23 protein-coding genes are annotated in these 23090 nt (G+C 69.3%); 9 read left to right on the top strand and 14 right to left on the bottom strand.

Annotated elements, in window-relative coordinates; all coding sequences use genetic code 11:
* Nucleotides 1-10: 10 nt before the first annotated feature.
* Both E7Y32_RS14425 and E7Y32_RS14420 read right to left on the bottom strand, forming a co-directional pair.
* On the bottom strand, nt 11-964 hold the full coding sequence (locus E7Y32_RS14425; protein WP_146337726.1) for a phosphotriesterase: 954 nt from the start codon (nt 962-964) through the stop codon (nt 11-13).
* Between the two features lie 47 nt (nt 965-1011).
* On the bottom strand, nt 1012-2019 hold the full coding sequence (locus tag E7Y32_RS14420) for a phosphotriesterase (protein ID WP_146337725.1): 1008 nt from the start codon (nt 2017-2019) through the stop codon (nt 1012-1014).
* A 255-nt stretch (nt 2020-2274) separates the two neighbouring features.
* Here E7Y32_RS14420 and E7Y32_RS14415 point away from each other — a divergent pair, with 255 nt between their 5' ends.
* From E7Y32_RS14415 to E7Y32_RS14395, 5 genes are all read left to right on the top strand, one after another.
* Nucleotides 2275-4008 carry an MFS transporter gene (locus tag E7Y32_RS14415; protein WP_146337724.1) on the top strand — a complete coding sequence of 578 codons (1734 nt, stop codon included), beginning with the start codon at nt 2275-2277 and terminating at the stop codon, nt 4006-4008.
* Nucleotides 4009-4070: 62 nt separating this feature from the next.
* A complete protein-coding gene (locus E7Y32_RS14410) occupies nt 4071-5243 on the top strand; it encodes a cytochrome P450 (RefSeq protein WP_146337723.1) in 1173 nt (390 codons plus the stop codon).
* On the top strand, nt 5240-5434 hold the full coding sequence (locus E7Y32_RS14405; RefSeq protein WP_146337722.1) for a ferredoxin: 195 nt from the start codon (nt 5240-5242) through the stop codon (nt 5432-5434). The genes E7Y32_RS14410 and E7Y32_RS14405 overlap by 4 nt, the downstream gene beginning before the upstream one ends.
* A complete protein-coding gene (locus E7Y32_RS14400; protein WP_261382459.1) occupies nt 5434-6660 on the top strand; it encodes an NAD(P)/FAD-dependent oxidoreductase in 1227 nt (408 codons plus the stop codon). The genes E7Y32_RS14405 and E7Y32_RS14400 overlap by 1 nt, the downstream gene beginning before the upstream one ends.
* 28 nt (nt 6661-6688) lie before the next feature.
* Nucleotides 6689-7303 (top strand): TetR/AcrR family transcriptional regulator, encoded by a 615-nt coding sequence (locus tag E7Y32_RS14395; protein ID WP_146337721.1) that lies wholly within the window; start codon nt 6689-6691, stop codon nt 7301-7303.
* 206 nt (nt 7304-7509) lie between these two features.
* Here the strand turns inward: E7Y32_RS14395 and E7Y32_RS14390 are convergent, their stop codons facing one another.
* From E7Y32_RS14390 to E7Y32_RS14375, 4 genes are all read right to left on the bottom strand, one after another.
* Nucleotides 7510-8268 carry a maleylpyruvate isomerase family mycothiol-dependent enzyme gene (locus E7Y32_RS14390; protein ID WP_146337720.1) on the bottom strand — a complete coding sequence of 253 codons (759 nt, stop codon included), beginning with the start codon at nt 8266-8268 and terminating at the stop codon, nt 7510-7512.
* Nucleotides 8268-9092, bottom strand: a complete 825-nt coding sequence (locus E7Y32_RS14385; protein WP_146337719.1) for a fumarylacetoacetate hydrolase family protein — start codon at nt 9090-9092, stop codon at nt 8268-8270. The genes E7Y32_RS14390 and E7Y32_RS14385 overlap by 1 nt, the downstream gene beginning before the upstream one ends.
* Complete coding sequence (locus E7Y32_RS14380) at nt 9089-10222, bottom strand: cupin domain-containing protein (protein ID WP_146337718.1); 1134 nt, start codon at nt 10220-10222, stop codon at nt 9089-9091. Before E7Y32_RS14380 ends, E7Y32_RS14385 begins: the two co-directional genes overlap by 4 nt.
* 139 nt (nt 10223-10361) lie before the next feature.
* The gene (locus tag E7Y32_RS14375) at nt 10362-11183 is read right to left on the bottom strand and encodes an IclR family transcriptional regulator (protein WP_146337717.1); all 822 of its coding nucleotides are present in this window, start codon (nt 11181-11183) and stop codon (nt 10362-10364) included.
* Between the two features lie 49 nt (nt 11184-11232).
* Between E7Y32_RS14375 and E7Y32_RS14370 the strand changes: the two genes are divergently transcribed.
* The 3 genes from E7Y32_RS14370 to E7Y32_RS14360 all read left to right on the top strand — a co-directional run bounded on the left by E7Y32_RS14370 (nt 11233) and on the right by E7Y32_RS14360 (nt 14538).
* Nucleotides 11233-12591: an aromatic acid/H+ symport family MFS transporter gene (locus E7Y32_RS14370; protein WP_146337716.1), complete on the top strand. Its 1359-nt coding sequence runs from the start codon at nt 11233-11235 to the stop codon at nt 12589-12591.
* Nucleotides 12584-13885 carry an FAD-dependent oxidoreductase gene (locus E7Y32_RS14365; RefSeq protein ID WP_146337715.1) on the top strand — a complete coding sequence of 434 codons (1302 nt, stop codon included), beginning with the start codon at nt 12584-12586 and terminating at the stop codon, nt 13883-13885. Before E7Y32_RS14370 ends, E7Y32_RS14365 begins: the two co-directional genes overlap by 8 nt.
* Nucleotides 13886-14031: 146 nt before the next feature.
* A complete protein-coding gene (locus E7Y32_RS14360) occupies nt 14032-14538 on the top strand; it encodes a mycothiol transferase (protein ID WP_146337714.1) in 507 nt (168 codons plus the stop codon).
* Between the two features lie 37 nt (nt 14539-14575).
* Here E7Y32_RS14360 and ggt read toward each other — a convergent pair whose 3' ends face one another.
* The 3 genes from ggt to E7Y32_RS14345 all read right to left on the bottom strand — a co-directional run bounded on the left by ggt (nt 14576) and on the right by E7Y32_RS14345 (nt 18022).
* A complete protein-coding gene (gene ggt, locus E7Y32_RS14355) occupies nt 14576-16402 on the bottom strand; it encodes a gamma-glutamyltransferase (RefSeq protein ID WP_146337713.1) in 1827 nt (608 codons plus the stop codon).
* Between the two features lie 124 nt (nt 16403-16526).
* Nucleotides 16527-17000, bottom strand: a complete 474-nt coding sequence (locus E7Y32_RS14350) for an NUDIX domain-containing protein (protein WP_146337712.1) — start codon at nt 16998-17000, stop codon at nt 16527-16529.
* 158 nt (nt 17001-17158) lie between these two features.
* Complete coding sequence (locus E7Y32_RS14345) at nt 17159-18022, bottom strand: SDR family oxidoreductase (protein WP_146337711.1); 864 nt, start codon at nt 18020-18022, stop codon at nt 17159-17161.
* Nucleotides 18023-18124: 102 nt separating this feature from the next.
* Here E7Y32_RS14345 and E7Y32_RS14340 point away from each other — a divergent pair, with 102 nt between their 5' ends.
* Nucleotides 18125-18496, top strand: a complete 372-nt coding sequence (locus tag E7Y32_RS14340; RefSeq protein WP_146337710.1) for a helix-turn-helix domain-containing protein — start codon at nt 18125-18127, stop codon at nt 18494-18496.
* A gap of 265 nt (nt 18497-18761) precedes the next feature.
* Here the strand turns inward: E7Y32_RS14340 and E7Y32_RS14335 are convergent, their stop codons facing one another.
* From E7Y32_RS14335 to E7Y32_RS14315, 5 genes are all read right to left on the bottom strand, one after another.
* Nucleotides 18762-19697, bottom strand: coding sequence for a hypothetical protein (locus tag E7Y32_RS14335; protein WP_146337709.1), 936 nt, complete (start codon nt 19695-19697; stop codon nt 18762-18764).
* 81 nt (nt 19698-19778) lie between these two features.
* Complete coding sequence (locus E7Y32_RS14330; protein WP_146337708.1) at nt 19779-20282, bottom strand: GNAT family N-acetyltransferase; 504 nt, start codon at nt 20280-20282, stop codon at nt 19779-19781.
* A gap of 124 nt (nt 20283-20406) precedes the next feature.
* The gene (locus E7Y32_RS14325; protein ID WP_146337707.1) at nt 20407-21432 is read right to left on the bottom strand and encodes an SAM-dependent methyltransferase; all 1026 of its coding nucleotides are present in this window, start codon (nt 21430-21432) and stop codon (nt 20407-20409) included.
* Between the two features lie 176 nt (nt 21433-21608).
* On the bottom strand, nt 21609-22652 hold the full coding sequence (locus tag E7Y32_RS14320; protein ID WP_146337706.1) for an NAD(P)-dependent alcohol dehydrogenase: 1044 nt from the start codon (nt 22650-22652) through the stop codon (nt 21609-21611).
* Between the two features lie 157 nt (nt 22653-22809).
* On the bottom strand, nt 22810-23076 hold the full coding sequence (locus tag E7Y32_RS14315) for a hypothetical protein (protein ID WP_146337705.1): 267 nt from the start codon (nt 23074-23076) through the stop codon (nt 22810-22812).
* Nucleotides 23077-23090 lie beyond the last annotated feature (14 nt).

Below are 23090 nucleotides of genomic sequence, written 5' to 3'. Positions count from 1 at the left end.
TCTGCGCGGCTCAGGCGCTCAGCGACAGGAAGTCGGCGGGGTTGTCCTCGAGCAGGAGTTTGAGCGTGGCGTCGTCGATGCCGGCCGCGCGCATGTCGGGGATCATGTCCTCGAAGATGTAGTTGATGGTGTGGCCCTTCACGCCCGGCCAGCCCAGCGGGCTGCAGTTCGCGTCGGCGGAGACCAGGAGCTTGTCCGCGTAGCCCTTGTTCACGAGCTTGACGAAGTGCTCCATGCGTTCGGCGCGCTTGCGGCCCCAGAACGGCGGGTCCGGGAGCTCGAGGTCGTAGCCGAAGGTGTCGAAGCCGATCCGGCCGCCCTGTTCGTAGATCCAGTCGTGCGGGGTGATCGGTGCGTTCAGGCCGTCGTCGGCGTGGCCGAAGAGCACGCGGTCCAGCGCCAGGCCCTCCTCGTTGAAGATGGTGACGGCCGGTTCGGGATCGATGGCCAGGTGGGTCAGGATCGGGGCGCCGGTGACGACGGCGGCGCGGGCCGCGGCCCGGTAGATGCGCTTGTCCAGGTCCGTCATGCGGCCGCCGCGGCTGACGCCGACCTTGATGACGCCGGCTTTGGCGCCGGTGTTGCCGATGCCGACGGTGATCTCGTGGATAAAGACCTTAGTCAGGTAGTCCACCGACGCGCGGGAGAAGTGCGGCAGAGCGGTGTCCCCGCCAACGAAGCCGGTGCAGGCGACGATGTGCACGCCGGTTTTGGCGGACAGCGACTTGTAGTAGTCGACGTCGCGGCCGTTGCAGATGCCCGTGGCGTCCACAAAGGTGCCGCCGCCGTAGTCACGGAACTTCCGCAACTTCGGCACCGTCTCCTCGTAGGCCTGCTCCGGCGACTTCCACCACCGGCTGTCCAGCTCGGACCCGGGCATGCCGTAGCCGATGTGTTCGTGGACCGCCACGATTTCCAGTTCTTCGGCCGGGATGGTTCCCAGCACCGTGTTGACCTTGGTCATTTCTTCACCTCAGGGTTCGAAAGCTAAATGGGTGTGGTGCGCCGGGCTCAGCGCACGGCCAGCAGGGTCCGCGGGTTGTCGACGAGGATGCGCCGGGCGTCCTCATCGCTCAGGCCCTGGGACTGGAGGAACGGCATAAACGTGGACAGGACGTGGCTGTATGGCAGGTTGTACTCCGGCAGGCCTTTGGCGACGCCGATCGAGTTGCCCGAGAGGATGATCTTGTCGGCGTGGCCGGCCGCAACGAGCTCGAGGACCAGGGCGGCGCGCTCGTGGTCGGTGAGGTGGTCCGGGTCGTCATTGAGGCCAACGTGGTCAATGCCGACGAAGGCCCCCCGGCCGGCCACCCCGGCAGCGGACCCGGCAGCGTCCCTGCGGTCCAGGTCCCCGACGAGCACCCGGTCGGGGCCGAGCTCTTCGTCCAGGACGACGTCGAGGTCGTGCAGGGCGTCGGCGCCGAAGCGGATGGAGAGCGGGACGCCGGTGCTCTTGGCGGCGCGTGCGGAGCCGCGGAACAGGCTTTCCTCGGTGGGGGTCATGCCGGCGCGGTCGGCGATCGTGGCGACGATGCCGGCCGCGGCGCGGCGCTCGACGCGGGGGACCACCATTCCCTCGGTGACCTCCTTGCCGAAGAGGTCACCAAACTTGTCCGCCGGCCACGGCGTGGGCGGGTTGGTTTGCGGCGTCAGGAAGTAGCCGCCGAGTTCTTCCTCCGGTCCCAGGCCCGTGGAGGCGACGATGTGGACGCCGGTGGAGCGGGAGAGCGCCTCGTAGAGCTTGAGGTCCCGGCCGTGGAACATGCCGGTGCTGTCGACGATCGTCTGTCCGCCGTGTTCGCGGAAGTCCGTGAGCTTCGCCGCCAGGACGTCGAAAATGTCGGCCCGGTCCATCGAGATATCCGGGGCGTACTGGGCGCCGGGGAGCACCGAGAGCAGGGCCTCGTGGACCGCCACCGCCCCCAGGTCGGAAGCGGGCACGGGGCCCAGGACCGTGTTGACGGTGCGCCCGTCGGGGGCAACAAGCGCTGCGGCGGTGGCGGGGCTGGGGTGACTCACGGGGGCTTCTCCCTTGAAGATCGGGTGCAGTGTGCAGGGGGGCCGCGGAGCCTTGCGTGCCAGCGCTCCGTTGCGGTGTTGCCAGCATCACACAATGCTTTACATCGTGTCAAGGAAATAATCGGCACGTACGGTCAAGCGGCCATCGGAACGTTCATGAACGAAACATTGCGTATGCGCTCTTGACAGTCTGTAAAGCTTGACTCCACACTGTGGTGAACGCCACATCACTTCCGAAACAAAGGAGTTTCATCGATGAGTCAGAGCACACCGGTGCCGAGCCGCGGATCTGTACGAGCCACGTTCGTGGCCGCCTACAGCGCGGTCACGCTGGCCCAGATCACCAACGCACTGCCGGGCGCCCTCAACGGCACCTTTGCGGTGGAGTTCCACACCTCGGGCGCCGGCCTGACCTGGATCGCCGGCATGTTCATGATGGGCATCGTGGTGTTCGAGCTCAGCTGGGGACTCCTCGGTGACCTGTTCGGCCGCAAGAAGCTGCTCTACGCGGGCGCCGCGATCAGCGTCGCAGGCTCCGTCCTCGCGGCGCTGGCCACCACCACCGAGATGATGATCGCGGCCCAGGCAGTCGGCGGCATCGGTGCCGGCATACTCTTCCCCATCTCGCTGTCGATGATCGCCGCCATCACCCCCGACCACCGGGCCAGGGCGAAGGTCATCGCCACCTGGGCCGGTTTCCTGTCCCTGGGCGCGGTCATTTCACCGATGCTTGCAGGCGTGACGGCGGCGGCCTTCACCGTGGCGGGTCCCGCCGCGGGCGCCCCCAACGCCTTCAGCGGCTGGCGCGTGGCCTACTACGTCGCCGCCGCGATCGCCGTCGCCGTCCTCATCGTGGCGGTCCGCGCCAAGGACTCGGCCGCGGCCGAGGGACGCAAGCTGGACCTGCCCGGCCAGGTGACGCTCGCGCTCGGCCTAATCGCGGTCCTGTTCGCCACCGTCCAGGCGGTCGACGCCGGCTTCGGCAGCGCCGAGGTGGTCGCTAGCTACGTTGCTGGCGGCGCCCTCCTTGTCGCCTTTGTTGTCATCGAGCTGCGCACCAAGCAGCCGCTGATCCATCTCTCCCTGTTCCGGAACAGCGCCTACTCGATCACCGGCATTGTTGCCGTCACCGGCATGTTCGCCTTCCTCGCGGTCTGCTACAGCACCAGCGTCGCCGTCGGCGGCCTCGCCCTCGCCGAAGCCTGGAAGGTGGGCGTGCTGTTCGTCTTCATCCAGGGGCCCGCTTTTGCCTTCATCCCGGTGGTGGGCTGGCTCATCCACCACGTGGCCCCGCGCTGGGTCCTCACGGCCGGCTTCGCCTTTGTGGCCGTCTCCGCCTTCTGGCTCTCGACCTACGCCCTCGGCACACCGGAGGCGTTCGGCGGAACGCCCTGGACCGCGTTCATTCCGCCGCTCCTGATGCTGGGCATCGGGTTCGCCCTGACGGTCGGCTCCATCACCGCCGTCGCCATCAACACCGTCCCGCCGCAGCACATCGGCATGGCCTCCGCGACGACCAACCTGCTGCGCGACCTCGGCTTCGCCCTGGGCCCGGTCATCGGGTCGGCCATCGCATTCGGAATCGGGGCCACCGTCTTTGCCGGGCCCCTCGCCGGGATCCTCGGCGCGGCCGGGCTGCCCGCCGACGCCGTCGCGGGGCTCTCGAACGTGCCGCCGCTGGGCTACCTCTCCGGCTGGGACGGCGTCATCGCGCAGTTCTCCGGCCAGGCAGCGGCGTCCGGAGCCCCGGCCCAGGCCGTCGACGGCATGGTCCAGGCCCTCGGCTCCGCGCAGCAGCAGATCCAGGGCGCCGCCGGCACCTCCCTCGGCCAGGGCTTCCAGGCCGTCTACCTTGTTGCGGGCATCGCCGCAGCCCTCTCCGCCGTCCTGACCCTCTTCATCTCGGGACGGTCGACGGCGCCGACGCCCGACGCCGTCGCGGAAACCACCGAAGCCAATGCCGAGGCCAGCGCCGCGGCCGCCGTCTGAGACTGACGGCCCCGACCCACTACTGCTCTTTCACACCACCGAATCTTCCCTAGGAGAACACCATGACTGCCCCCCTCGAATCCGACATCGACATCTGGGATGACGCCATCCTGGTCGACCCGTACCCCACCTACCCCGCGCTCCGCGAGCAGGCCGCAGTGGTCCACCTGCCCAAGAACGAGCTGTACGTCCTGACCCGCTACGACGTCATCCGCAACGCCCTGGCGGATCCGGAAACGTTCTCGTCCACCAGCATCGGCTTCAACCCCATGGTGAACGAGGCGCTGCAGGGCACCTCGCTGGCCTCCGACCCGCCCGTCCACACGCAGCTGCGCGCCACGCTGTCGCAGAACCTCACCCCCCGCGCGCTGCGCGGCCTGAAGGTCGTCATCGACGAAAAGGCTGACAAGCTCGTCGCCGAACTGGCCAACAGCGGCAGCTTCGAGGCCATCGATTCGCTGGCCCGGGCCTTCCCGATCGAAATCGTTGCCGACCTGATCGGTTTCCAGGGGCACGTCAAGGACAACATGCTGCGCTGGGGCCAGGCCGCGATGCAGGTCCTTGGCCCAATGAACCAGCGCACCCAGGAGAGCTTCCCGATCGCCGGCGAGCTCTACGGTTGGTGCTCGTCCGTTACCGCCGGGGACCTTGCCCCCGGTTCCATCGGCCGCGGCATTTTCGACGCCGAGGCTCGCGGCGATATTCCCCAGGGCTCCGCGGGGCACATCATCCACCAGTACCTCGGGGCGGGCGTGGACACGACCATCGCCTCGATCGGCAACATCGTTGCGCTCCTCGGCCACCACCCCGAGCAGTTCGAACTGGTCCGGAACAACCCCGACCTCGTTCCGGCCGCCTTCGCCGAGGTGCTGCGCTACTGGGCGCCGGTCCACATCTGGGGCCGCAAGGCCACCCGCGACGTCGAGATTGACGGGGTCACCATTCCGGCCGGCGCCCAGGTGGGCATCCTCTTTGGCGCCGGCAACCGCGACCCGAGGCACTACGAGAATCCGGACACCTTTGACATCCTGCGCAACCCGGTGGACCACCTCTCCTTCGGCTACGGCCCGCACGGCTGCGCCGGCCAGGGCCTGGCGAAACTCGAGGCGCACGCGATCATCGAGGCCCTCGCCCGCCGGGTGAAGTCGCTGGAGATCTCGACGGAGGTCCGGGAGCCGAGCAACATCACCCGGAGCCACGAGTCGCTGCAGGTCGAAAAGGTGGTGGCGGCGTGAGGATCGAACTGGACCGGCCGCGCTGCGAGGGCCACGGCCTGTGCGAGGAAGCCGCACCGAAGCTGATGCACCTCGACGACGACGGCGAACTGGTGATCGATGTGCACGAGGTCGACGGCGACGGGCTCGACGCCGCCAAGGCCGCGGTGCGGGTCTGCCCGGTGGCCGCGCTGCGGCTGGCCGCCGCCTGATGATGCGCAGGATAGTGGTGGTCGGCAACGGCATCGCCGGCCTCACCGCCTGTGACTCGTTGCGCTCGGCCGGCTTCGACGGCGAGCTCACGGTGGTGGGCGCCGAACGCCACCAGCCCTACAGCCGGTCTGCCCTGTCCAAAGCGCTCCTGCACGGCGACGGCGGGAACGATGCCGGCGGCCTCCAGGCGCACGAACTCCCGGCACCGGGCCACGAAGCAACCGAGCTGCTCGGCGTGAGCGCCGCGGGCCTGGACGCCGACGCCGGGCTGGTCCACCTGGAGGGAGGCGGTGAACTGCCCTACGACGGCCTGGTCATCGCCTCCGGCTCCCGGGCGAAGCGCCTGGACACCGCGCCGGGAGCCGAGACGCCCGGGCCAGCCTCCGGCCCCCGGGAACTGACCCTGCGCACCATCGAGGACGCGGTCCTGCTCAGGGAACGCGTCGCAGCCCGGCCCTCGGTCATCGTGATCGGCGGCGGACCCCTCGGCATGGAGGTCGCGTCCGGGTGCCTGCACATGGGCTGCGAGGTCACACTGGTGTCGGACGGCGTACCGCTGGCGCGCCAGCTTGGCGGCCACCTGGCGGACATCTTCGCAACCGCCGCGCTGCGCCACGGACTCCGGGTGGTGCACGGCGGGAAGGCCCGCCTGGCAGGCGACGGTGACCGGGCCAGGGTTGCCCTGGCCGACGGCACCGTCCTGGAAGCGGACCTGGTGGTCACCGCCGTCGGCGATGAGCCCAACATCGGCTGGCTGGCCGGCACGGACCTGCTCACCGGCGGGGCGCTGCGCGTCGACTCCCGCGGCAGGGTGCGGCCGGACATCGTGGCCGCCGGGGACGTGGCGTTCTTCCCCACCGGCCGCGGCGTGCAACGGGTTCCGCTGTGGACGAGCGCCATCGACCAAGCGAAGGTCGCGGCCGTCGGCCTGCTGCACGGCGATGCGGCGCCGGAGCTCAACTTCCGGCCCTATTTCTGGACCGAGGGCTTCGGGCTCACGCTCAAAGCGGTCGGCCCCACCCCGGTGGAGGGTGCCCCCGGTTACTGCGAGCCGGGCAGCGGGGACGGCTCGGTGCTGCTGCGCTGGAGCAACCCGGACGGATCCGGGACCGCTGCGGCGGTCAACTACCGGATCCCGATCCCCAAACTGCGCCGGCTCGCCGACGCCGCTCCGGCCGGTGCCGCCCCGGCCGCGCCGCGCCCGGCGGCGCCTGCCCGGGTCTGACAGCACACGGCACCGTTAGGATTGATCCATGTCGTCGCTGCGAGAAGCCCAGAAGAAACTCACCCGCGACATGATCGTGGAACGGGCGCTGGAACTCTTTACCGAGAAGGGCTACGCCGCGACCACCATCGACGAGATCGCCGCCGCGGCCGGCACCACCCGGGTGACGTTCTACGCCTACTACCCGTCGCGCAGCGATCTGATGCGGGACTTTATGGCACGCGTCAACGCCGTGCTGGACCGTGCTGACGGCCCGGAGAGCGGATCGACCGCGCCGGACCTGGTGGACGTGGTGCACGCCGGGGAGCTCCCGGGGATCCTGGCCTGGCTGGAGTCCCGGGCGGCGCTCTGGCCGGTCTTCCGGCCCTACCTCGACGTCCTCGACGAGGCCGCCGCCGTCGACCGCGAGGTGCGCGAGATGGTGGAGGGCTGGCACGAGGAGGTCATTTCCGACCTGGTCCGCGGCATGGAGCTGGCGGGCCGCTTCACGGAGGAGACCCGCCACATCCGCGGGACCCTGGCCTTCACCTCGCTCGACTACGTGGCCACCCTCTGGACGCGGCGGAAGTTCGAACCCAACCGCGAACACGCCCTCGAGATCCTGGCCGACAACTGGTTCCACCTGCTGTGCGACGAGGGCTGATCCGGGCCAAAGATCTTCGCGTCCGCCGGCCTCGGTTGCACTCCGGGGGCACTTTGGCGCGGACTCGCCGTGAGCCAGGGCGCCGGCGTCGAACGTTGGCCCTGAAAGTGCCCCCTGACCGCGGAAATTAAGCACAAGCGGGAGGCCTCCTTACCTGAAATGTTCAGGCGGGGAGGCCTCGCGCTTTATCGGTCGTTTGGTGCTGCTCAGATCCACTTCGGCGCGGCCGGAACCGGAGCGTTGGTTGACTCACTGCCGGGTACGACGGCGGTGACGCCGCCGTTGCCGCGGCCCGCGGCCCATTCGACGACGCCCGCCAGCGGCCCGGAGACCACGGTCGGGGACGCCGACGCCGTGTCCCCGAACGTCAGATCGTGGTCGGTGACTTTGACCACGAGTCCCGCGTCGGTGCCGCGGGTCTTCCACGCCCCGGTGATGTCCTTGAGCAGGCGCTCCAGGACCGGGACCGGAATGTCACGGAAGGCAGCGCCGTTGGCCAGGTCGACGGCGTGCATCCAGACTTCCCGGCTGCGCATCCAGACCGTCTCGGTGGCGGGAACCTCCCGGCCCTGGATGGTGCGCACTTTGTGGTGCCATGCGTCCTCGGGCAGGTCCCGCCATTCCACGTTCAGGTGCACGGCGGAGTGGTCGAACAGGTGCCGCAGCGCGATCGGACTCAGCGTGGCCCCGAAGTCGATCTCGTGGTCCCGGACGTCGGTGGAAGCGTACATCGGAGTCTCCACGCCGGTGGCCGCCCACTCGATGAGCCGGGCGATCGCCCGGGCGTTGTAGCCGATGTGCGCAGTGATGTGGCGCCGGGTCCAGCCCGGCAGCAGCGAGTCGCCGTCGAGGTCCGCGTCGGAGAGCTCGTTGAGCTTGCGGGCGAAAAACGCCGTGCCCCGGCGCGCCTGCAGCAGGGCCGCCAGCAGCTCCGGGTCCGTCGTCTGGTCGTGGCGGGCAACCATCAGGCTTCCTTGACCACGCGGTTCTTCAGCTCGCCCAGGCCCTCGATGCTTGTGATCAGGAGCTGGCCCTCCTGCAGGTAGCGCTTCGGGTCCTGGGCGTGGCCCACGCCTCCCGGGGTGCCGGTGGCGATGACGTCCCCCGGGTTCAGCGTGATGATGGTGGAGATGTAGGAGACCAGGAATTCCGGCGTGAAGACGACGTCGCCGGTGGGGGTGCTCTGCTGGATCTCGCCGTCCACGGCGGTGGTCATCAGGCCGCCGCTGAACTCGTCCTTGGTGACCAGGGCCGGGCCGAACGGGGTGGACTTCTCCCAGGTCTTGCCCTGCAGCCACTGGACGGTGCGGAACTGGTAGTCGCGCATGGACACGTCGTTGAGGACGGCGTACCCGGCGATGTGGTCCGCGGCGTCGGCTTCGGAAATCCGGCGGCCCTTCTTGCCGATGACGACGGCGAGTTCGGACTCCCAATCCACCGTGTCGGATTCCTGCGGGAGGGCCAGGTCGTCGTTCGGGCCGATCAGGGATTCGGCGTACTTGGCGAACAGGGTGGGGAACTCCGGGACTTCCCGGCCCATTTCCTTGATGTGGTTGCGGTAGTTGTGGCCCACGCAGATGATCTTGCCGGGGGAGGGGACCACGGCGTCGAGGTCCGCGCCTTCGAGCGGGTGGGTGGCGCCGTCGGCGTTCCGAGCGGTCGCTTCCCAGCCTTCGGTGCGGAGCAGGGCTCCGACGTCGGCGAAACCGTCGATCTCGGTCAAGGTGTCGCCGTCCTGGCGCACGGCCTTGGTCGAGCCGTTTCCGGTGCGGAGGGTAAGGAGTTTCATGCGTTCTTGCGTCCTTCGATGTAGGTGCGGTTGAAGTTCAGCCGTTCGAAAATGGGGGCGTCGCTGAAGCGGAAGAGATCGAACTCGCTCTCGGCCTGGAGCGACCAGGCCGCCCAAGACGGGACCACGAACAGGTCGCCCTTTTCCAGGGTCCGGGTCTCGCCGTCCAGGACCACGGAGCCGCGGCCCTCGAAGACCTGCCAGACGCTGGAACCGACCTCGCGCACCGTCTCGGTGCCGGCGCCGGCGCGGAGGCGGTGGACTTCGGCCCGGATGGTCGGCATCACGTCGCCGCCGGTGGTGGGGTTGGTGAAGCGGACGGCGGCGTGGCCCTGGGACACGGTGGCCGGGTGGCCCTCGTCCTCCAACAGCAGCTGCTCGCGCAGGGCGCGGTCCGTGTATTCCCAGCGGTAGGCGGCGATCGGGGAGCTGGTGGTGTCGTCCAGTCCGGAGAGCGGGCGCAGGCCCGGGTGGGCCCAGAGCCGTTCGGAACGTGAGATGTCCGGGGTGGCTTCGTCGGTGACCCTCTCCGTGCCGAACTCGAAGAAGCCGGCGTCGGCGTAGTGCACAAACGGGATGTCCAGGCCGTCGATCCAGGCCATCGGCTCATCGGTGTCGTTGTGGTGGCCGTGGAAGTTCCAGCCCGGGGTGAGCAGGAAGTCGCCGCGGGACATCCGCACCGGGTCACCGTTCACCACGGTCCAGACGCCTTCGCCTTCGACGACGAAGCGGAAGGCGTTCTGCGAGTGGCGGTGTTCCGGGGCGGTCTCGCGGGCCCCGAGGTACTGGATGGCTGCCCACAGGGTGGGGGTGGCGTAGGGGGTGTTGCCCAGGCCCGGGTTGGCGAGGGCAATGGCGCGGCGTTCGCCGCCGCGGCCCACCGGGACCAGATCGCCGGCGCGGGCCGCCAGCGGGTACAGGTCGCTCCACCGCCAGACGTGGGGGACGGCCTTCGGGCTCGGGACCATCGGCATGAGGTCCGCGATCTCGGTCCAGAGCGGGATCAGGTTCTCGCGGTCAAAGTCGCGGTACAGCTCCTGAAGCTGCGCGGCCTCTTCGGGCGTGGGTTCGGGGGCTGTGTGGCCCGCAGCCACTGATTCATGGGTCGTGTTCTCGGCGCTGATGGACACGTGGGCCTCCTCGGTAGGTCAGAACAGGTTTTAGGCGTAGTTCGACCATACGGAGCCCCGGGTGTGACCTCCAACATATTCTGCTGGTCAGAATTGCTCGCGGGGGCTACCGGGCTCGCCGCCCGCGGCTCAGTCCGGCTCAGTCCGGCTCGGCCGGGTTCGCGGCGATGTCGATCTCGAGCTGCCGGCAGGTCTCCCGCAGCGCGGGGACGAGCCCGGCGTCGAACACCCGGCGGAACCGGGTGGCCGGAGTGGCGACGCTGAGCGCCCCCACAACGAGGCCGCGGCGGTTGTGCAGGGCCATGCCGAGCGCGCTCACCCCTTCCTCGGTGCCCTCGAAATTGGCTGCGAAGCCGTTGCTGCGGGTCGACTCCAGCTCGCGCAGGAAGGCCGGGTACTCGGCGTCCGGGATGGTGTCCCCGCCGATCTCGGCGTTGTTGCTGCGGAAGAGCTGCTCGATCATCGGCGGATCCAGTTCCGCGAGCATGGCCTTGCCGCCGGAGGTCCTGTTGGCCGGCATCACGGTTCCCTGCCGGTCACCCACCCGCAACACGTTGTTTCCCTCCACCGTGGCCAGGAACCGCACTTTTGTGCCAACGCGCACCATCAGGTTCACGGTCTCGTTGAGCCGGGCGGAGAGCAATTCCATGTGCGGCTGGGCGAGGGTGCGCAGCAGCCGCGTCCAGGCGAGCCCGGCCGGGCCGACGCCCATGGCCGGGCCGGGGACGTACCGGCGGGTCTCGTCCTGCACGGCGAAGCCCCGGTATACGAGCATGGCGAGCAGGCGGTGGGCGGTGGACGGAGCCACTCCCAGCTCCTCGGCGGCGTCCTTGAGCCGCAGCGCTCCGCCGTCGCGGAGCAGCTGCAGGAGCTGCAGGGCGTTGTCGACCGCCTCGATCGAATAGGTGGGCCGCTTCTGCACGGGCTTCCGGGCTGACCTGGGCGCTGGCTCATTCTGCACATCAGAATTGTATTGTGGTTCACCTGCAGGGGCTAGGACAGTGAGTGGCATGAATCACACACCATCTGTTGCAGCGCCGCAACGGTCCGCGCCGGGGACTGCCGCCTCCGCCGGCGCGGACGGGCCCGCTTCCCGTTTTTCCAAAGGCTCGGCGGCCGCGGTCCTCGTCTGCTGGCTCCTGGTGGTCTTCGACGGGTATGACCTGATCGTTTACGGCACCGTCCAGTCCTCGCTGATCTCCGAGACGGGCTGGGGCCTGAGCAAGGCCACCGCCGGGACCATCGGATCCATGGCCTTCGTCGGCATGATGATCGGCGCCATTTTCGCCGGCCGGATGGCCGACTCCTGGGGCCGCCGCCGGACCATCCTCGGCTGCGCCATCGTCTTCTCGCTCTTCACCGTTCTCTGCGCGTTCGCGCCTAACGCCCCCGTGTTCGGCGCACTGCGCCTGCTGGCGGGCATCGGACTCGGCGGGCTGGTGCCCTCGGCCAATGCCCTGGTCGCGGAACTGGTGCCCACCAAATGGCGGTCCACCATCGCCACCCTGATGATGTCCGGGGTCCCGATCGGCGGCTCCATCGCCGCCCTCGTCGGCATCCAGCTCATCCCCGCGTTCGGCTGGGAATCCATGTTCCTGGTGGCCGTGCTGGCCCTGGTGATCGTGGTGCCGCTCGGCGTCAAGTACCTGCCGGAGACGCTCGCGCCGGCCGGCGCCGCACCAAGGGCGGCCGGCAGGGCGGGCCGACGGGCCGCCGCGGGCGCCCACGGCATCAAGGAGCCGGCCGGCTTCTCGTCCCTGCTCCGGGCCCCCTACCTGGGGATCAGCATGCTGTTTGCCGTGGCCACGATCGCCACCCTGTTCGCCTGGTACGGCCTCGGCACCTGGCTGCCCAACCTCATGCAGCTGGCTGGCTACAACCTGGGCTCCGCCCTGACCTTTGCCCTGGCCCTGAACCTTGGCGCGGTGGCCGGCTCGGTCATCACGGCCTGGGCCGGGACCCGGTTCGGCCCGATCCCGACGGCGATCGCCGCGGCCGCCGTCGCCGCCGTCGCCCTCGTGGTCCTCGTGACCGGCCCGCCGGTCACGGTCGTCTACCTCATGCTGGTCCTCGCCGGCGTCGGAACCCACGGCACCCAGTGCCTGATCATCGCCGCCGTCGCGAGCCACTATCCCGGACACCTGCGCGGGACCGCGCTGGGCTGGGCGCTGGGAACCGGCCGGATCGGCGCCGTCGCCGCACCCCAGGTGGGCGGCCTCCTGCTGGCGGCCGGACTGGGCGTCAATTCCAACTTCGTCGCCTTCGCCGGCGCGGCCGCCATCGCGGCGGCCCTGCTGGTCGCCGTCGGCCTGAAACTCAAATCCAACCTCTCGATCCCCTCGTCACCATCAGGAGCAAGCAATGTCTAAGCACGTCCCGTCCGCCGGTTCCCTGTCTACCGACGGACTGCCCTCCGGCGGCCAGTCCACCGACGTCCTCGTCATCGGAGGGGGCATGGCCGGACTGGCCGGCGCCCTCGCGCTGCGTGAGAACGGCGCCAACGTCACCCTCGTGGAGCGCGCGCCCGAATTCGGCGAGGTCGGCGCCGGGCTGCAGATGGCCCCGAACGCGTCCCGCGTCCTGCAGCGCTGGGGCCTGCTGGAGAAGGCACTGGAAATCGGCGTCCAGCCCAAGCACCTGGTCTTCCGCGACGCCGTCACGGGGGAGGAACTCACCCGCCAGAGCCTCGGCGGGGAATTCGCCGAACGCTACGGCGCCCCGTACGTCGTGATCCACCGCAGCGACCTGCACCGGGTCCTGCTCGAGGGCTGCGAGGCCGCCGGCGTCACGCTGGTCAACGACGTGATGGTCGAGAGCGTTGAAACCGTCAACGGCCGCGGTGTGGCCCACACTGCCGCCGGAGTGGATTACGAGGCCGACGTCGTGATCGGCGCCGACGGGCTCAAGTCCACGCTCCGCCCGCTCGTCGCCGACGATGAGCCGGTCCCCTCGGCTTACGTCGCCTACCGCGGCACCGTGCCGATCACCGAAAACACGCCCAAGGCCGACCTCGAGGACGTCATCGTCTACCTGGGCCCGGACTGCCACCTGGTGCAGTACCCGCTGCGCAAGGGCGAGCTGCTGAACACCGTGGCGGTCTTCAAGTCCGCATCCTTCGAACGCGGCGAGGAGCAGTACGGCGGGGTGGACGAACTGGAGGCCGCCTACAAGGACTGTGTCCCCGCGGTCCAGGAAGCGCTGAAGAACCTCGCCACCGGCATCCGCTGGCCCATGTACGACCGCGATCCGATCGAAAACTGGGTGGCCGGGCGGATGGTCCTGATGGGCGACGCCGCCCACCCGATGCTCCAGTACCTGGCCCAGGGCGCCTGCCAGGCGCTTGAGGACGCCGCCGTGCTGCAGGACGCCACGGTGGGGACGGTCTTCACCGACGACGGCGTGAACCCGGACGCGTGGGACGGCGCGATCCGGGAGTTCAACAGCATCCGTGCCGCCCGTACCGCACGGGTCCAGCGCACCGCCCGCGTCTGGGGTGAATCCTGGCACGTCTCCGGGCTGGCCCGGACGCTGAGGAACCTGCTGTTCAAGAGCCGCAAGGACAACGACTTCCGCTACAACGACTGGCTTTACGGCCAGGACGGCGACGGCGTGCCGGCAGTCCGCGAGGCCCGTGCCGCCCACGCGGAGCGCGTTTCCGCCTAACCTGCTCCGGCCCGGCCCGTTGTGCTGTCACGTATGGTCACTCCCAGCATTCGACTTTGCCCCTGGGAACGCCCAAAAGTGATAGCGCAACGGGCTTTGTCCGTGCAAGCATGGGGCGCCGCCACTTTGCACACGAAGGGACTGACATGGACGCGACGCAACTGCTGCTGGACGCCTTCGGCCGGATCCGCGAGACGGTTGCGGCCGTCATCGACGGCGTCGACGCTGACACGCTCTCCCGGCGCCCCGCGGGGAACGGGAACTCGATCGCGTGGCTGCTCTGGCACCTGGCCCGGGTGGAGGACGCGCAGCTTGCCCACGCCGCCGGACTGGACCAGGTCTGGACGTCGCAGGGATTCGCCGACAGGTTCGGCCTTCCGCTGTCCCCGAAGGACACCGGCTACGGTCACAGCTCCGGCCAGGTCGATGCGGTGCAGGTGCCCCCGGACCTGCTGCTCGCCTACTACGACGCCGTGCACCGGCAGACCGCCGGGTTCCTTGCGGTCCTTGCCGCCGGGGACCTCGACCGCGTCATTGACACCCGCTGGGACCCGCCGGTCACCCTCGGGGTGCGGCTGGTCAGCACCCTCGCCGACTGCCTCCAGCACGCCGGGCAGGCTGCCTATGTAAAGGGCCTGAACCCCGCGCACTGACGGACCGGGCGACCGGCTCACGCGGAGCGGCCCGCGCCTACCGCGCCTGCTTCAGCACCATTGCGGAACCGCCGCCGCGCCGGACCGGCTCGGCGGCCGCGATCAGGCGCCCGCCCGGCCCGAACTCGATCGCCGTGGCCGCGCCAATCTCCGCCGCCGACGTGAACGCATCCCCGGACGGGGTGAACCGGTGCCCGAACGGTGCCAGCGCGCCGCCGTACGCGGCGATGAACTCCGGCTCGGCGGTGACCTTGGCCGTGTTCCGCTGCGAGGCGCGCGGCGCCGCAATGGCCTCGGAAATGGTCATGCCCAGGTCCACCCGGTTCAGGATGGTCTGCAGGACCGTGGTGATGATGGTCGAGCCGCCCGGGGACCCGAGGGCCAGGAACGGCGCCCCGTCCTTGAGGATGATGGTCGGCGACATCGAGGACCGCGGCCGCTTGCCGGGTTCAATCCGGTTGGGGTCTTTCGGGTCATACACGGTGGAGAAGTCGGTCAGTTCGTTGTTGAGCAGGAAACCCCGGCCGGGCACCACCATGCCGGAGCCGCCGGTCTGCTCGATCGTGAGGGTGTACTCGGCCACGTTGCCCCACTTGTCCGCGACCGTCAGATTGGTGGTCGAGATGTTCTCGGTGTCCTTGTCCTCGGCGGGGGCCGCGGACGACGCCGGGCACGCGCCGTCGTAAGCGGACACATTCCCCGGTGCCACCGGCTTGGCCGCGGCGCGCAGCGGGTCGATCAGGCATGCGCGTTCCTTGCCGAAAAGCGGATCGGTGAGGACGGCGGTGGGGACGTCCACCTGGGCCGGATCCCCTACGTACTTGCCGCGGTCGGCGAACGCCAACGCGCTGGCCTCGAGGTAGCGGTGGAGGGCGCTTCCCTTTGACATGGCTGCGAGGTTGGCGGGGTCCAGGATGTTCAGCGCCTCGCCGACGGTGGTGCCGCCGCTGCTGGAGGGGGCCATGCCGAAGACGTCCAGGCCGCGGTAGTTCACGTGGGTCGAGTCCTGGTCCCGGGTGCCGTAGGCGGCCAGGTCCGCCGTGGTCATGTACCCGGCCGGAACAGGCAGCGGGGTGTCGGCCGCCTTCGGCGGAGCCTGCACGGCGGCCGCGATGTCCGCCGCGAGCGGGCCGCGGTAGAAGGCGTCCGTGCCCTGCTTTGCGAGGAGCCGGTAGGTGGCGGCCAGATCGTGGTTTTGAAAGACACTGCCGACGGCGGGGGCGTCACCGCCGGGCAGGAAGAGGGCGCTGGTCGCGGGGAAGGCCGCAAAACGGGCTTTGTTGTCCAGCGTCTGCTGGCGGAACGTCGCATCGACGGTGAAGCCGCGGTTTGCCACCTTGATGGCCGGCTCGAGGGCGTCGCCGAGGTCGAGGCTTCCCCAGCGGCGGAGGACACGGTCCCAGGTGGCCGGCGTGCCGGGGACACCGACGGCGACGCCGCTGGTGACCAACTCCGGAGTAAAGCGGTAGGGCTGTCCGGTGTCCCGGTTGATGAAGGCATCGTGCGGCATCGCGGCGGGCGCCGTTTCGCGCCCGTCGACCGTGCCGACCGTGCCGGCTTTCGCGTCGTAGTACACAAAGTAGCCGCCGCCGCCGATTCCGGCGCTGTACGGTTCGGTCACCCCCAGGGTGGCGGCCGCGGCGACGGCGGCGTCCGCCGCGTTGCCGCCCTTGCGGAGCACTTCAATCGCCGCGGCCGAGGCCTCCGGGTCCACCGTGCTCACGGCGCCGCCGTAGCCGGTTGCGGTCGCGGTCTTCTCAGTCTCACGCGGGTCGGCGGATGCGGGGCTGGCGACGGCGCCGCCTGCCACGCTCAGGGCCAGCGTCGCCGTAACGGCGGACAGTCGACGTCCTACTTGGTGCATGCTCGCTCCCGGGCTCATGTGAACTGACAACGCTTGTCACACTAGTTGGCTCCTTTGTGACATTTCAATACAGCCCTGTCACATTCGCCGATCGGGGGCCGGAACGGGGCGGTTCGCGGGGACCCTAGGCGGTCCGGCGCAGATGATCCAGCAGCGCGTCCAGGACCGGCAGCTGACCGCGCACCAGTTTGACACGCGCCGCGGGCTCGCTGAACCACGCGGCGTCGTCGATCTCCGGGAAGTCCCGGATGACACCGGACCCTTTCGGCCATTCCAGCGAAAAGGTGTTGCTGGCAATGCGCTCCGGCCGGAAATCGGCTTCGGCCGCGAACACCGTGATGATCTTGCCGGAGGCCTGCCGGAAGCTGCCCAGGGGAAAGTAGTCCGCGGGCGGCGGAGGCGTTCCCATCTCCTCGGTGAACTCCCGCACGGCGGCCGCCAGGGCGTCCTCGTCCTCGGAGTATTCGCCTTTGGGGATGGACCAGGCGGCGGCGTCCTTGCGGGCCCAGAACGGTCCGCCCATGTGCGCGATCCAGACCTCCAGCGGGGATTCCGCTCCGCGCCGGTACAGCAGCAGCCCTGCGCTCCGAACCGTCAAGGGGACCTCCAATCCATGGGCCGGCTTCGGGCCATCTTCGGACGCGAGCCTGGGGAAAACAAGCATGGCTGGGCCCGGAACCGCGGCTGGGCCCGGAACCGCGGCTGGGCCCGGAACCGCCCGCGGCATAACAGCAGCGGGCGGGCTGACCAGGCCGGTTACAGGGCGGATACTGCCGAGCGGACTGCCTCGGACATGGGGGTGGTGGGCCGGCCGATCAGCGTGCGCAGGTGCTTGGTGGTGACGTGGAGGTCGCCTCGGGCGATCCCCAGGTCCGAGTCAGCAAGGATGTCGGCGAAGTCGGAGGGCACGCCGAAGCCTGCCAGCATGGCCGCGTAGTCGCTGGCGGGCAGGTCCTGATAGGAGATCGGCTGCCGGCTGGCGGCTGTGATCTCGCCGGCGAGTTCGGCCATGGAGAAGGCCTCGTCGCCGCCAAGTTCGTAAACTTTCCCGGCTTGGGCCTCGGCCAGCAGCGCGGCAGCGGCTGCCTCGGCGTAGTCGGCGCGGGCCGCGGCGCTGACCCTGCCTTCGCCTGCGCTGCCGGCAAATGCGCCCTGCGAGAGGGTGCCCTGCAGTTGCTCGGTGTAGTTCTCCAGGTACCAGCCGTTGCGCAGGAGCACGTAGGGGAGTCCTGATTGTTCCAGCAGGACCTCCGTGGCCTGGTGCTCAGCGGCCAGCTTCATGCCCGTGCTCTCCGCATTGGCGATGCTGGTGTAGGCGATCAGTTCGACGCCCTCGGCGACGGCGGCGTCGATCACGGCGCGGTGCTGTTGCACCCGCCGGCCGACTTCGCTCCCGGAAATCAGCAGCACCTTCGTGGCGCCGCTAAGGGCGTTGGTGACCGTGGCGGCGTCGTCGTAGTCCATGGCCCTGACCTGGACGCCCCGGCCGGCGAAGTCGGCCAGCCGTTCGACGGCGCGTCCGGTGGCGGCGATCTGCCCCGCGGGGACGCCGCGCTGCAGGAGGGACTCGATGACAAGGCGGCCAAGTTGTCCGGTGGCGCCGGTAACAACGATGCTCATGGAAATGTCCTTTCGCGGGATTTGTTCTTCCGGAGGCGACAACCGGCCAACTTCCCCGATACTTCCCGCAAGAGAGTATGCACTTTCAGGTAAGGTACGAAAGTGACGGTTAGTTTTGAATCATCCCGGGCCTCGCGGCATACAGAGGCCCCCGTATTTCCTGCCGGCTGCGCCGGCCGAACCCTGTTGGACCACGTGACGAGCAAGTGGGGGGTGCTGATTCTGATAGCGCTTGCTGACGGTCAGCAGCGCTGGAGCGAATTGCGCCGACGGGCAGAAGGCATTAGCGAAAAGATGCTGGCGCAGACGTTGAAGACGCTCGAACGCGACGGCCTGGTGCACCGGGAGGCGCGGCCGACCATTCCGCCGCGGGTGGACTACAGCCTGACGCTGCGGGGCCGTGAACTCGCCGGCCACCTGCTGCCGCTCTTTGGCTGGGTGCAGGAAAACGCCGAGGAAATCGTCGGCAACTAGTGTTGCGCCGGCGATGCTGCTACCAGTTCTGCGGATCGTTCATGGTGCAGTTCTGGCTGCTGCACTGACGTGCGCTGACACGCCAGTCCGGTTGGCGTTCGGCCTGCGATCGCTCGTCCTTCCAGGTCGGGACGACCCGCGATCCGCACGCCGGGCAGGGCGGCTCCGTGTGAGCGCGGCGCTGCGCCTTGTTCATATTTCCCCCAGAAACCTCGATGACTAAAGGCAAATGTAGCCATATTTCCATCGAAGTGACAAATATGTTTTAGGCGTGTTCCGCCCACGCCAGGACCCTCAGCGCCCGGAGGGTGTTCCAGCGGCTGGGCAGCCCGTCGCCTTCCTCCAGTGGGAAGTGGATCCGGCCGGGATGGCTGTTCTCCAGCAGCCACGTCCCGTCGGCCTGGCGCTTGGAACGCACCAGGTCCAGGGCCTCGGCCATCCGCGGGTCCGGGGGAGCCCCGGCGTCCCGGAAATAGTCCAGGCCGCGGAGCACGTCGTAGTGCCAGCGGGTGGGGTAGGAGAACTGCAGCCAGGCCGGATTGACCAGCTCCCCGGTGCTTTTCCGGCGGAGCAGGCCGCGCTCCAGCAGGTACTCCTCGCCTCGCTGCCTCGCCGCGGCGACGTCGGGTGTGCCGCCGGTGGCGCGGCCGAACTCGAGCAGTCCCTCGAGGACGTTGATGGTGGTGTCAACCGAGGATCGTGTGGACCCTCTTTCCGCTTCGCAGTTCCAGCCGCCGTCGTCGAGCTGTTCGTCGAGCAGCCGGGCAACGATGCCGTCGACGTCCTCGCCGAAGTAGGCGCCCAGGGCGACGGCCATTCCGTTGATGCAGGGTTCCACCTCGCCGTCGAAGTAGGGCTGGCCGCCTTCTTCCCAGCGGCTGTTGGCCCGGACCCGGCCGACGGCGTGCCGGGCTTCGTTGCTGTGGGGGTCCAGGCCGAACTCCCGGAGGAGCAGGAGGCTGAACGTTGTAGCGGTCCACGGTTGGCCCGGCTCGGCGCCGTCAAAAGGGACGGGAAAATGCGTGCCGCCGTCCCACTGGCCGTCGTCGCCCTGCAGGGCCAGCAGGCGGGCACCCCAGCCTTCGGCCGCAACACGGGAACGCTGTGCGGAGGCTTCCTCCGGCGGTGCATCCGTCAGGTCCCGCAGCGCCTGCCAGCGGATGGCGGGGTCGGAGTCGAGCAGCCAGTCGAGGACGTTCATCCGCAACAAGCTAGCACCGGCTCCCGCGTCCGTGGAAGGGGGCCGCCGTGGGTACCGGCGTTCCGGGGCGATGTCGGCAGTTCAGTCGCCGTCGTCGTCGGCCAGCCGGCGGAAGTCCCGCGAGAGATACAGCGCCAGCGCGGCCGAATTGCCGCTGTCCACGGCGACCGCCACCCTCGTGCGGCCCAGGGTGTGCAGCACGTGCAGGCAGTGGCCCAGCAGCTCCTCCGCCAGGCCCTGCCGGCGGTGGTCCGGGTGGGTGAACAGTTCAGCGATCACGGAATCCCAGGCTTCGGCGGTGCCGGACGCGGGCTCGGTGACGATGATGGCCGCGGCGAGTTGGCCATCGGGCCCGGCCAGGACCGCGGAGGCCTCCGGAACGTGCCGGCCCTCGGCCCCGTCGAGCAGCGCGTCGATCCATCCGACCGCGCGTTCCGGGGGCTGGGGCAGGGCGTGGGCGTAGGCGTCCCGGTACATCGCATCGAGCCGGGGAATGTCGTCGGCCCGGATGGGCCGGATCGCTGCGGCCGGCCGGACGCCCTCGCGTGGACCGGTCGCTGCGGTCAGGATAATCAAGGGATTCACGGCAGCTCTGCTCTCTCTTGCAACCAGCGGGACACCCTGCGGAGCCCCTTCCAGCTTGCACCCGCATTATTGCAGCCGCATTTCCGGACAGTGATATCCAAGCGACGGGAAGGCCGTCGAAAGGTTAACGCCGGCTTGCCGGCGGGGGTTCCGCGCTCCGGCGGACGACGGCGACGACGAACCCGGCCGGGGCGCCGCGCCGTCGGGATTCCCGGCCGAAGTTCCGGTGCTCCTCCACGGTCAGACCGAAGGGCCGGAGAAATTCCGCGACGCGGTCCCGGGCCGGCGGCGTGGTGTCGATGCCGAAATCGAGCGGTTCGCCCGCGAACGCGGTGGCGGCGCGGGCGAAGCGCATGTAAGGGGAGCGGGACGCCAGCATCTGCGCCGAGAAATAGTCGAAGGCTACGGCGCTGCCCGGAGCCGTTGACGCGATCCGGCGCAGCGTCGCCTCGACCGCCGCACGGTCCAGGTACATGGTGACCGCCTCCCAAAGGAAAAACGCCGGCAGCGCCGGGTCGAATCCAGCGGCCTCGAGCCGGGCATACCAGTCGTCCTGCCGGAGGTCGGCGGCCACGTAGCGCACCCGGCCGGCAGGCAGTCCCGCCCGTGAGAGCATGCTGAGCTTGAAGGCCTGGGTGCGCGGCTTGTCCAGTTCGAAGCAGCGCGGCCGGCCGGCGGCACCCACCCGGAAGGCGCGGGTGTCGAAGCCGGCACCCAGGATGACGAGCTGGTCGATGCCGGGCAGGTGACGTTCGAGGGCGGCGTCGTAGAAGCTGGTCCGCGCCGTCTCCTGGTGGCTCAACGGCGGCTCGCCGTCGTAGGGGTAACGGTAGATCCTCGGCACGTAGCCGGTGAGCCGGCGGGCTACGGTTGTCGGGGCGGCCACGAGGCCGAATCCGATCCGGGAGACGTTCGCCATGACCCGCATCAGGTCCTCGGCGGGCGCGTCCAACCGCGTCCCCAGCCGGTGCTGCATGTACCGCGTGTAGAGCGAGGCGAGCAGGGTGGCGGACACGGCGGTCCGGTGGCTGTACACGAGCAGTTTGGGCAGGGACCACAGGTAGCCCACGGCCCCCAGCGGGAGCAGCGCCAGCTGGATCAGGCGGAAGGATGCCGCCGCGGCGGGGTTCGGCCTGCCGGGCTGCGTCATGGCGGACCTCCTGGGGTTTCAGGCCATCCTCCTCTGCGGCCCTCCGCCCGGCAAGGGCCGGAGGGCCCGCGACGCGGCCGGGACGCGGAAACGGTCCGGCGCTGCGGAAATCCCTAGCGCCGGACCGTTTGTGTGGCGTTAATCCGTAACCGCGGCGGGGAACCGCCGCGCGCGGTCTAGGCCAGGGTGGCGGTGTCGATCACGAACCGGTAGCGGACGTCGGAGGCCAGCACACGCTCGTAGGCCTCGTTGATCTTCTCGGCCGGGATGACCTCGATTTCGGCCCCGAGGTGGTGCTCGGCGCAGAAGTCGAGCATTTCCTGCGTCTGGCGGATGCCGCCGATCATGGAACCGGCGAAGGAGCGCCGGCCGCCAATCAGGGCGAACGCGTTCACCGGCAGCGGCTCGGCGGGCGCGCCGACGTTCACCAGCGTTCCGTCGAGCTTGAGCAGCTGCAGGTAGGAGCTGATGTCGATCGAGGCGCTGACCGTGTTGATGATCAGGTCGAAGCTGCCGGCGAGGTCGCTGAAGGTGGTCTCGTCGCTCGTGGCGTAGTAGTGGTCCGCGCCCAGGCGCAGCCCGTCCTCCTGCTTCTTCAGCGACTGCGAGAGCACCGTGACCTCGGCGCCCATCGCGTGGGCGAGCTTGACGGCCATGTGTCCCAGGCCGCCGAGACCGACGACGGCCACCTTCTTGCCCGGTCCGGCGTTCCAGTGGCGCAGCGGCGAGTAGGTGGTGATGCCGGCGCACAGCAGGGGAGCTGCGACGTCGAGCTCGATGCCCTCGGGGATCCGCACGACGAAGTCTTCGGTCACGACGACGTGGGTGGAGTAGCCGCCCTGGGTGATGGTGCCGTCGCGGTCCACGGCGCCGTAGGTCCCGGTGTTGCCCTTAAGGCAGTACTGTTCCTCGCCGGCCTGGCAGTTGGCGCACTCGCCACAGGAGTTCACCATGCAGCCGACGCCGACGCGGTCGCCGACGCCATGCTTGGTGACGGCGGAGCCGACCTCGGTGACGATGCCGGCGATCTCGTGGCCCGGGGCGAGCGGGTAGGACTGCGGGCCCCAGTCGCCGCGGACGGTGTGGATGTCCGAATGGCAGATGCCGGCGAACTTGATCTCGATCAGGACGTCGTGCGCCCCGACATCCCGGCGCTCGATGGTGGTGGGGACAAGGTCCCCTGTGGCGGACGGCGCGGCGTAAGCGTTTACGGTAAGCATTCTTCTCCAGTAAGTGTCAGTTAGGCGGTAGCGGTCGTGGGGGAGAGGGTTAGGTTTCAGGGCACAGTAGGGGCCAACACCCGGCCCGGCCGGTTTGTTCCGCAGCGGACCGGATCTCGTCACCGACGCGGAATGCGGCGGCAAGCAGTTCCGCCGGCTAGCCGCCCATGCCGGGGTGGACGCGCACGAACTCGATCATGTTGCCCGAGCCGGCCTTTTTCTTCGGCGCCCGGGAGAATCCCTTCGCGTCGAGGTGGTTTTGCGCGCGGTACTCGGCCAGGGCGGCGTCGTAAGCTGCATTCAGCTGCCGGCCGGTGAACTCTTCGCTGGATCCGTCAGCAAAGGTGATGGTGATGGGGGTGCTGGCGGGGAAGTGCCGCTTCATGCGGATAAAGTCTTCGGCGTCCTGCTGGAGCTTGATCAATGGTTCCGCCTTCG

The organism is Arthrobacter sp. UKPF54-2, from assembly GCF_007858535.1.
In the GTDB taxonomy this organism is placed as follows: domain Bacteria; phylum Actinomycetota; class Actinomycetes; order Actinomycetales; family Micrococcaceae; genus Arthrobacter.
The sequence above is the reverse complement of the archived record's forward strand: the minus strand, read 5'-3'. Positions and strand labels throughout refer to the sequence as shown.